The organism is Rhodopseudomonas sp. AAP120 (assembly GCF_001295845.1).
Lineage (GTDB): Bacteria > Pseudomonadota > Alphaproteobacteria > Rhizobiales > Xanthobacteraceae > Rhodopseudomonas.
Map to the genome: position 1 here is coordinate 1 of NZ_LJIC01000080.1, position 9,543 is coordinate 9,543.

Here is a 9,543-nt window from a genome sequence, read left to right on the forward strand (position 1 = left end):
AACTGGCGGCCCGACGGCTGGACGCCGCCGGCGCAGGCCAACACCATGATCACCGCGCATCATGTGCATCTCAACGATGCGCACAAGACCAGGCAATTCTGGCTGATCTGGGCGGTGCTGTGCCTCAACGTCTCGGCCGGCATCGGCGTCATCGGCATGGCGTCGCCGATGCTGCAGGAGATCTTCGGCGGCAAGCTGATCGGCCTGCCGGATCTCTCCTTCAACCAGCTCTCGGCCGAGCAGAAGACGCTGATCGCCGGCATCGCCGCCGGCTTTGCGGGGCTGCTGTCGCTGTTCAACATCGCCGGCCGGTTCTTCTGGGCGTCGCTGTCGGACCACATCGGCCGCAAGAACACCTACTACGTGTTCTTCCTGCTCGGCATCGTGCTCTACGCGCTGGCGCCGACGCTCGCCGCGATGGGCAGCAAGGTGATGTTCGTGCTCGCCTTCGGCATCATCCTGTCGATGTATGGCGGCGGCTTCGCCACGGTGCCGGCGTATCTGGCCGACATCTTCGGCACGCAGTTCGTCGGCGCCATCCACGGCCGGCTGCTGACCGCCTGGGCGACCGCCGGCATCATCGGCCCGGTGGTGGTGAACTACATCCGCGAGGCGCAGATCGCCGCCGGCGTGCCGCGCGCGCAGGTGTACGACTTCACCATGTATATCTTGGCCGGCATGCTGGCGCTCGGCCTGATCTGCAACGCATTGGTGCGGCCGCTCGCCGACAAATGGTTCATGAAGCCGGAGGAAGTCGCGGCACTGCAGGCCAAGGGCGTGGCAGCGACGTCCGGTGGCGGCTCCTACGGCATCGGCAAAGGCGGCCTCGACGCCCGCGCCGCCGCCTTCTGGGCCTTCGTCGGCATCCCGCTCGCCTGGGGCGTGTGGATCACGCTGCAGAACGCCGCGAAGATCTTCTGAGCTGCGCGCTCGGCGCGCACTGTCCCTCGAGGGGAATACAGACCTCTCCACGTCATGCCCGGGCTTGTCCCGGGCATTGTCGTTTCAAGCTGAAGCATCTCAACTGGCACTGCGTCCTCATCCTGAGGAGGCCGGCGAAGCTGGGCGTCTCGAAGGATGGGGCCGCGCATACCCTGCGGCCCATGGTTCGAGACGGCGCTGCGCGCCTCCTCACCATGAGGCTGTGTTTGTGACTGCCGCGAGGGCTCTGAGGCTTTGAAAGAAGGCGTGGATGGCCGGGACAAGCCCAGCCATGACGGAGACGTAGTACCATGAGACAATTGCACGCGCTGCACCGCACCGATTGCAATGCAGCGAACTAATCGACCTTCGTTTGTTGCGATTCATCATCAACCATCTTCTCTCCTGTGGCTGTTGTGCTAGCCTTCGCCTGCTGGCGCACGAACGCCGCTGACGACGCATCAGACGTCGCAAAACAAACGAGCGGCTGCAGCGTCGGCCGTGGCGAGGGAGTGAACGCGATGAAGTCGATCTTCACACGATCCGTTGTTGCGTGCGCGGCCGTCCTGGCACTTGGGGCGGTGCATCAGGCCAGCGCGCAGGGCCTCAAGAAATACGAATCCGGCACCAAGGAATTCTGGACCAACCCGCCGCCCGACTGGTTCCTCGGCGACGAGACCGAGGCGCAGAAGGGCCTGGCGCCGCCCTCCGGTCCGCCGACCGGCGCATCCGACGCCGAACTCGCCGCCACGCTGAAGAAGATCAAGCTGCCGCCGGGCTTCAAGATCGACGTCTATGCGTCCGGCGTACTCGCCGCGCGGCAGATGGCGTGGGGCGACAACGGCACGCTGTTCGTCGGCTCGTTCGGCCTCGGCAACGTCTATGCGATCACCGACAAGGACGGCAAGAAACAGGTCAAGACCGTGTTGAAGGGCCTGAAGATGCCGACCGGCCTCGCGTTCCGCGATGGCGCGCTCTACGTCATCGATATCGACAAGCTGATCCGCTACGACAACGCCGAGGCCAATCTCGACAATCTCGGCTCCGGCAAGGTCGTGTATGACGACATGCCGTCTTACGTGGCGCACGGCTGGAAGTATCTGGTCGCCGACAAGGACGGCTGGTTCTACGTGCCGTTCGGCCCGCCCTTCAACATCGGCATTCCGCCGACCTCGCTGTCGCAGATCCGCCGCGTCGATCCGAAGACCGGCAATGCCGAGATCGTCGCGCTCGGCGTGCGCAACTCCGTCGGCGGCGACGTCGATCCGCGCACCGGCAAATATTGGTTCACCGAGAACGCCCGCGACTGGATCAGCGACGACATGCCGAGCGACAAGCTCAACATGATCAGCAAACTGGGCGAGCATTTCGGCTATCCGCATTGCCATCAGGGCGACATGGAGGATCCGAAATTCGCCATGGGTCACAAGTGCTCGGAATTCACCCCGCCGGTGCTCAATCTCGGCGCTCACGTCGCGCCGCTCGGGATGAAGTTCTACACCGGCGATCAATTCCCGGCCGAATACAAGAACAACATCTTCATCGCCGAACACGGCTCGTGGAACCGCCACAAATATCAGGGCGCGCTGATCAAGCGGGTGGTGGTCGATCCGGACGGCAAGAACGCCAAGCAGGAAGACTTCGCCACCGGATGGATCGAAGGCGACCAGGGCTATCTCGGCCGCCCCGCCGACATCGTGCTGGCCAAGGACGGCTCGCTGCTCGTCGCCGACGATTGGGCCGGCGCGATCTATCGCATCAGCTACGCCAAGTGAGCGCGAGCTGAGCGCACCCATCCCACGTTCGTCATTCCGGGGCGCCGCGCAGCGGCGAACCCGGAATCCATACGCCCTGTGCCAGTTGTCGGGCACGACCACCGCCTTCGTGCTTCACCGCGATCACAGTGGTTATGGATTCCGGGCCTTCGCCCCGGCCGGCTGCGCCGACCGGACCGAATCCCGGAATGACGAACTTTAACGATAACTCTGAGCCAACAGAGAGAGCCTCGCATGACTCGCCTCGCCACCATCGTTGCACTGACTCTGCTGTGCGGCGTCTCCCCCCTCCACGCGGCCGACATCGAGGCCGGCCGACAGAAAGCCGTGATGTGCGGCTTCTGCCACGGCGCCGACGGCATCTCGCAGATGGAATACACGCCGTCGCTGGCCGGCCAGCCGGACCTCTACATCCAGTGGCAGCTGGTGTTCTTCCGCGCCGGCACGCGGCAGAACGCCAACATGACGTCGGTGGTCGAGGATCTCAGCAACGAAGACATCCGCAATCTCGGCGCTTACTTCTCGTCGCTACAGCCGATGAAGAACCCCAAGCCGGACGAAAATCCCGAGCTGTCGCGCAAGGGCGCCGAAGCCGCCGCCGGCCGGCGCTGCGCCTCGTGCCATACCGACAACTATGCCGGCATCAAGGGAACCGCGCGGCTGGCCGGCCAGCGCGAGGAATATCTGATCAAGGCGCTCAACGAGTTCAAATCCGGCCAGCGCTCCGGCGGCTCGATGGCGGCGATGGCCGACGTCGCCTATCCGCTCAGCGAAGAAGAGATCTACGCGCTGGCGCATTATCTGGCGCATTTGAACTAGGCGCGTTCCCGCGACGAATATTTGCGCGATCCGGTCGTCGCCACCGGCACCGCCTCATGGTGAGGAGGCGCGCAGCGCCGTCTCGAACCATGGGCCGCAAGTGCCGCGTGGCCCCTCATCCTTCGAGACGCCCGGCTGCGCCGGGCTCCTCAGGATGAGGACCGTTGACGCATCCCAGTCGAGACACGTCGCAATCTTTTTCCGTTAGGAACCAAACCGCACCACCGTCGTCATCACGCCGGCGGACGCCTCTCGCGCACCGATTGGATCGACATGCGTTGCGATGACCATCATCGCGGACGAGAGCTGTCGCCGCTGCCGTTCACGACATCCCGTGCGAGGTTCCCATGGCCGACAAATATCCCGATCTGAAATCCGCCAAGCTGGCCGACGCCGCCATTCATCGCGGCCCCGGGGGTGAGACGCATCAGGTCGCCGCCGCCGACGCGCCGGCGCTGACCTCGCGCCAGGGCATTCCGATCAGCGACAATCAGAACAGCCTGAAGATCGGCCGCCGCGGGCCGACGCTGATGGAAGACTTTCTGTTTCGCGAGAAGATCTTCCACTTCGACCACGAACGCATTCCCGAACGCGTGGTGCATGCGCGCGGCTTCGGCGCCCACGGCTTCTTCGAGACCTATGAGTCGCTGTCGGACATCACCGCTGCCGACATCTTCCAGCGCGCCGGCGAACGTACGCCGGCTTTCGTGCGATTCTCGACCGTCGCCGGCAACAAGGGCTCGGCGGATCTGGCGCGCGACGTTCGCGGCTTCGCCGTCAAGCTCTATACCAAGGAGGGCAACTGGGACATCGTCGGCAACAACATCCCGGTGTTCTTCATCCAGGACGCCATCAAGTTTCCCGATCTGATCCACGCCGCCAAGCAGGAGCCGGACCGCGGCTTCCCGCAGGCCCAGACCGCGCATGACAATTTCTGGGACTTCATCTCGCTGATGCCGGAATCGATCAACATGGCGCTGTGGATCATGTCCGATCGGACGATCCCACGCTCGTTCCGCTTCATGGAAGGCTTCGGCGTCCATACGTTCCGGCTGATCAATGCCGAGGGCAAATCCACTTACGTCAAGTTTCACTGGAAGCCGAAGCTCGGCATGCAATCGGTGGTGTGGAACGAGGCGGTGAAGGTCAACGGCGCCGATCCGGACTTCCATCGCCGCGATCTGTGGGATGCGATCCAGGCCGGCGACTATCCGGAGTGGGAGCTCGGGCTGCAGCTGTTCGACGACGCCTTCGCGGACGAATTCGAATTCGACATTCTTGACGCCACCAAGATCATTCCGGAAGAACGCGTGCCGATCCGCCGCGTCGGCCGGCTGGTGCTCGATCGCACCGTCGATAACTTCTTCGCCGAGACCGAGCAGGTCGCGTTCCACACCGCCAATATCGTGCCCGGCATCGACTTCACCAACGACCCGCTGCTGCAGGGCCGCAACTTCTCCTATCTCGACACCCAGCTGAAGCGGCTCGGCACCACCAATTTCACCGATCTGCCGATCAATGCGCCGAAGTGCCCGTTCCACAGCTTCACGCAGGACGGCCACATGGCGTTCAACAACCCGCGTGGCCGCGTCAACTACGAGCCGAACAGCTGGGGCACCGGCCCGCGCGAAACGCCGAAGGGCTTCCGCAGCTTCCCGGCCGAAGACACCGGCGAGAAGCGCCGCGCCCGCGGCGAATTGTTCGCCGATCATTACAGCCAGGCGCGGCAGTTCTACGTCAGCCAGAGCGAGACCGAGCAGACGCATATCAAGGACGCATTCGTGTTCGAACTCAGCAAGGTCGAGACGCCGCAGATCCGCGCCCGCGTGGTGTCGCATCTCGTCAATGTCGACAAGACGCTGGCTCAGCTGGTCGCAGATGGCCTCGGCATGAAGCTGCCGGCGGCCGCCGAGCCGGCCCGCAAGCCGATTACCGATCTGCCGCCCTCACCGGCGCTCAGCATCATCAAGAACGCGCCGGGCAGCTTCAAGGGCCGCAAGCTCGGCATCCTGGTCAGCGACGGCGCCGACGCCAAGCTGCTGGCGGCGCTGGAGGCTGCCGCCAAGCAGCACGGCGCGATGGTCGAACTGATTGCTCCGAAGGTCGGCGGCTTCACCGCCTCCGACGGAAAGCTGCGGCCGGCCAAGCAGAAGGTCAACGGCGGCCCCTCGGTGCTGTACGACGCCGTCGCCGTGCTGCTGTCCGAAGACGGCGCCTTGCAACTGCAGCAGGAGGCAACGGCGCGCGACTTCGTTGCCGATGCGTTCGCGCACGCCAAATTCATTGCCACCAGCAAAGAGGCGGCGCCGCTGCTGGAGAAGGCCGGCGTCGAGCCGGACGGCGGCGTGATGAGCCTCGGCGGCGCCAAGGATGCCGAGCGCTTCCTCGAGCTGTGCACGCAGCTGCGGTTCTGGGAGCGTGAGCCGAAGGTGCATGCGGTCTAAGACGGCTTTGGCCGGCCTATGACCGACAACACCCGACAGGCCGCGGACGACGCGGCCGAGCCCCGCGATGCGGCTTCGTCTGCATCGCGGGCGCGTATTTCCAGCCGGGAAGTGGAAGACGTCGAGGCACGATCGAGCCCGCGCACCCCGGTGATCTACGAGATCGTCCGGCGGACCGGCGAAGAAGAAATGGTCCGCCCGCTCACCTCGCTGTGGTGGTCCGGCCTCGCGGCCGGACTGTCGATTAGTTTCTCACTCCTTGTGCAAGCGATCCTGCAGCAGCACATCCCTGACGCGCCATGGCGGCCGCTGATCACCAGCCTGGGCTACTCGGTCGGCTTCGTCATGGTGGTGCTGGCGCGCCAGCAGCTGTTCACCGAGAACACCGTCACGGTGATCCTTCCGGTGATGGCCGAGCCGACGGCTCGCAATTTCGGCCGCGCCGCACGGCTGTGGGCGATCGTGCTGTGCGCCAATCTGGCCGGGACGATGTTCGCCGCGGCGTTCTGTAGCCTGACTCCGACGCTGCCGCCGGAGATGCGAGCCGAGATGATCGAGATCAGCCGTGCGATCCTCAGCCACGGCGCGCTCGACACCGCGTTCAAGGGCGTGGCGGCCGGCTTCCTGATGGCCACCATGGTGTGGCTGCTGCCGAGCGCGGAGAGCGGCCAGCTCGGCGTTATCGTGACGATGACCTGGCTGATCTCGGTCGGGGGCTTTGCCCATATCGTCGCCGGCAGCATGGAGGCGTTCATGCTGGTGCTGAACGGCGCGGCGAGTCCGTTCGAGGTGACGACCGGCTTCCTGCTGCCGGCGCTGATCGGCAACATCATCGGCGGCACCGCGCTGTTTGCCCTGCTGGCTTATGCGCAGGTGATGAAGGAGATCGACTGACGCGGCCCCTCGCGTAGCCCGCCCATTCCGCTCGACGGAATGGAAAAAATCCGCTCGCGGCCTCGGCGCGGTTATTCTACACAAACCAGCAGGGACCCAAGGACGCGAACAACGCATGCTGCAACGAACCAGCGAACAGGTGAGCCAGCGGATCGAGCGCTGGCGCGCGATCGATCCGGCGCAGCGCAGCCGCGAGCCGTTCGAGGCGCTGGGCCAAGCCGGCCTGTTCGACATCGGGCTGCCCGGCGGGGAGGCATCGCTCGACAGCTTCGCGGCGGTGGCCCAGGCCGAACAGGCGATCGTGGCGGCGAGCGGCGATCTCGGCCTCGCCACGGCCTTTGCGGGCCGGCAACTGATCGCGCGGTTCTTCATCGGCCGGTTCGCCAGCGACGCGCAGCGCGCCGATCTGCTGCCACGCATCGCCGCGGGCCGCTGCTGGGCCGCGGTGGCGATCTCCGAGCCCGGCGCCGGCGCGCATCCGAAACATCTGCAGACCAAAGCCGAGCGCCGCGGCGACGACGTGGTGATCAACGGCCGCAAGGCGTGGATCACCAACGGCCCGGTCGCCGACATTTTCCTGGTGCTGGCGATCACCGGCCTCGAAGACGGCCGCAAGCGCTACGGCCTGTTCGTCGTGCCGCGGGATACGCCCGGGCTGACGATGACGCCGATGCCGTCGCTGGACGTGCTCAAGCCGGCCTCGCATTGCGAACTCACCCTCGAGAACTGCACCGTGCCGGCGTCGGCACAGATCGGCGATATGCCAGATGCCTATCCGGCGATGGCGCTGCCGTTCCGCGACATCGAGGACACGCTCGGCAGTGCCAGCACCGCCGGCTTTCTGGCCTGGCTGGTGCGCGCCACCGCCTCTCACATCGAACTCAACGACGACCACGCGCTGCGGCTCGGCCGTCTTGCCGGCCTGGCGATGCTCGCCGCTGATAGCAGCCGTGCGGCGGTCGCCGCGCTCGACGACGGAACGCCGCCGGTGCCGGCGCGGCTGATCGGCGTGCGCGCGCTCGCCGCCGGCATCGTCGACGATATCCGCGCGCATCTCGCGGTGGCGCGCGCCGACGAACGCGTCAGCCGCGCGCTGGCCGCTTACGACGTGCTGGCGAATGTCGCGCGCGAGCCGCGCAAGCAGCGGCAGATCAGCCTCGGCCAATCCCTCTGGAGCGAACCTCAAGCATGAGTAACGACCTGCCGATCGAATCCATCGACGCCGTCACAGCGGGCCTCGCATCGGTCGGCTACATCGCCAGCCGGCAGATCGCCACCGCGATCTATCTGGCCGAGCACATCGAGAAGCCGATCCTGGTCGAAGGCCCGGCCGGCGTCGGCAAGACCGAACTAGCCAAATCGCTCGCCGCCTGGCGCGGGCTGAAGATGATCCGGATGCAGTGCTACGAAGGCCTCGACGAGGCCAAGGCGCTGTACGAATGGAAATACGCTAAGCAGCTGCTGTACACGCAGATCCTCAAGGACAAGCTCGGCGAAGTGCTCGGCGACGCGCAGTCGCTGTCGGCCGCGCTCGACAGACTGCATGATTTCGGCGACGTGTTCTTCTCCAAGGAATTCGTCGAGCCGCGCCCGCTGCTGCAGGCGCTGGAGCAGCCGAAAGGCTGCGTGCTGCTGGTCGACGAAATCGACAAATCGGACGCCGAGTTCGAATCGCTGCTGCTGGAAATCCTGTCGGACTATCAGGTCTCGATCCCCGAACTCGGCACCATCCGCGCCACCGTCAAGCCGATCGTGCTGCTGACCTCGAATGGCGAGCGCGACTTGTCGGACGCGCTGAAGCGGCGCTGCCTGCATCTGCATATCGGCTTCCCGGAGCAGAAGCTCGAAGAGCGCATCGTCGAGAGCCGCGTGCCCGGCGCCTCCGAGACGCTGCGCAAGCAGCTGGTCGGTTTCATCAACCAGCTCCGCGCGCTGGACCTGAAGAAGCTGCCGTCGGTCAGCGAGACGATCGATTGGGCGCGGGTGCTGGTGCTGCTGCAATCCACCGAGCTCGACCATCAGACGGTGAAGGACACGCTCAACGTCCTCCTGAAGTACGAAGCCGATATCGAGACCGCGATCCCGCAGGTCGCCGGCTTCGTCGCCAAGGCCGGGCGTTCCGGCACCTTCGGCTGATGCGCGAGGAGCTGCACCGCTTCTTCCGGGCGGCGCGCGGCGCCGGCGTGCGCGTCTCGCCGGCTGAAAGTATCGACGCGATGCGCGCGGTCACGCAGGTCGGCTTCGCCGATCGCGGCCTGCTGCGCGACACGCTGCTGGTGACGCTGGCCAAGACCCAGGAGGAGAAGCAGGCGCTCGGCGAATGCTTCGACCTGTTCTTCAGCCGCCCCGAGCCGCCACCGCCGCCGGAGGAGAGCGACGAGTCCTCGTCCGACCAATCTTCGGAGTCGCAAGGGCAGAGCAGCGCGCCGGGAGCGCCCGGGCAGGGCGGCGGTGATGGTTCGGCGCAGCCGGAACTCGGCGAGCTGGCGCAGATGCTGCTCGGGCAGGATCGCAGCGCGGTCGCTGCGGCGCTGTCCGGCGCCGCCGCCGCGGCCGAGCTGTCCAACATCCGTTACTTCACCCAGCGCGGGCTGTTTCAGGGCCGCATGATGGAGGCGCTCGGCATCGGCCGGCTGCGCGACGATCTCGATGCGCTGAAGGGCGCCACCCCGGCCGAGGCCGAGCGGCTC

Annotated in this window: 8 protein-coding genes and 1 pseudogene; 8 read left to right on the forward strand and 1 reads right to left on the reverse strand. The window is 65.8% G+C overall.

Features of this window, described 5'->3' with window-relative positions; translation table 11 throughout:
* Positions 1–921, forward strand: a 921-nt coding sequence (locus tag IP86_RS14255; protein WP_156332507.1) for an MFS transporter, incomplete at its 5' end; no start/stop codon positions are given.
* A 358-nt stretch (positions 922–1,279) separates the two neighbouring features.
* Here the strand turns inward: IP86_RS14255 and IP86_RS29240 are convergent.
* Entirely contained in the window at positions 1,280–1,459 is a 180-nt protein-coding gene (locus tag IP86_RS29240) for a hypothetical protein (protein ID WP_156332508.1), read from the reverse strand.
* On the opposite strand from IP86_RS29240, the gene IP86_RS14260 reads away from it, so the two are divergent.
* The 7 genes and pseudogenes from IP86_RS14260 to IP86_RS14290 all read left to right on the forward strand — a co-directional run.
* Positions 1,443–2,696, forward strand: coding sequence for a PQQ-dependent sugar dehydrogenase (locus IP86_RS14260; protein ID WP_054163201.1), 1,254 nt, complete (start codon positions 1,443–1,445; stop codon positions 2,694–2,696). The two genes, IP86_RS29240 and IP86_RS14260, sit on opposite strands and share 17 nt — an antisense overlap.
* A 234-nt stretch (positions 2,697–2,930) precedes the next feature.
* The gene (locus IP86_RS14265) at positions 2,931–3,515 is read left to right on the forward strand and encodes a c-type cytochrome (protein WP_054163202.1); all 585 of its coding nucleotides are present in this window, start codon (positions 2,931–2,933) and stop codon (positions 3,513–3,515) included.
* Between the two features lie 347 nt (positions 3,516–3,862).
* Complete coding sequence (gene katE, locus IP86_RS14270) at positions 3,863–5,959, forward strand: catalase (protein WP_054163203.1); 2,097 nt, start codon at positions 3,863–3,865, stop codon at positions 5,957–5,959.
* A gap of 18 nt (positions 5,960–5,977) precedes the next feature.
* On the forward strand, positions 5,978–6,853 hold the full coding sequence (locus IP86_RS14275) for a formate/nitrite transporter family protein (RefSeq protein ID WP_054163204.1): 876 nt from the start codon (positions 5,978–5,980) through the stop codon (positions 6,851–6,853).
* Positions 6,854–6,968: 115 nt separating this feature from the next.
* The gene (locus IP86_RS14280) at positions 6,969–8,045 is read left to right on the forward strand and encodes an acyl-CoA dehydrogenase family protein (RefSeq protein ID WP_054163205.1); all 1,077 of its coding nucleotides are present in this window, start codon (positions 6,969–6,971) and stop codon (positions 8,043–8,045) included.
* Complete coding sequence (locus IP86_RS14285; RefSeq protein ID WP_054163206.1) at positions 8,042–8,989, forward strand: AAA family ATPase; 948 nt, start codon at positions 8,042–8,044, stop codon at positions 8,987–8,989. Before IP86_RS14280 ends, IP86_RS14285 begins: the two co-directional genes overlap by 4 nt.
* Positions 8,989–9,543: pseudogene (locus tag IP86_RS14290) on the forward strand (VWA containing CoxE family protein); the annotation flags it as partial. The gene IP86_RS14285 and the pseudogene IP86_RS14290, both read left to right, overlap by 1 nt.